The sequence below is a fragment of the Helicobacter sp. T3_23-1059 genome, assembly GCF_053654515.1.
Genome location: NZ_JBSIUV010000225.1, coordinates 1 through 472, shown reverse-complemented (window position 1 = coordinate 472; position 472 = coordinate 1). Strand labels below are relative to the sequence as shown.

Genomic DNA, 472 nt, shown 5'->3' with positions numbered 1-472 from the left:
AGTGGCTATGATTAGCACCAAAAGTATAGGCAAACTTAACAGCGAAAAAGCTACTAGCGAAAGCGTAAAAAATGGTTTTAGTGAAAACCAACACTTTGAAACCGCTAAAAACATTAAGACACTATACGAAAATGCTACATTAAAAGAAAGCACGCCCGATAAGCACGGAAATAAAGAAGTAAAAATACATAGATATATCGCTAATTTTATGCTAGATGGACAACCAGCACAAGCAAAAATTACTCTAAAAGAAACACTAAATGGGATTTATAAGGGGAATAAGATTTATACGATAGAATTAGAAAGTATCGCTAAGTTGCCTACTGAGCCATAGACCTTAGCGAAAAAAATATAGAGTCAAAAAGGAACAAACAGCCCAGCCCTTTGCGCCGCCCTCTACATTTTCAAAGGGAATATTACCCCAAAAACAAAAATAAGTCAATAAGGAGCAAAAATGCCAACAATTAAAAAT

The 472-nt window shown here is 34.7% G+C and carries 1 protein-coding gene; it reads left to right on the top strand.

What is annotated here, in order from left to right:
- The coding region (locus tag ACWIX0_RS14170) for an LPD3 domain-containing protein (RefSeq protein ID WP_454174614.1) at positions 1-334 on the top strand (334 nt) is incomplete at its 5' end.
- Between the last annotated feature and the right edge of the window lie 138 nt (positions 335-472).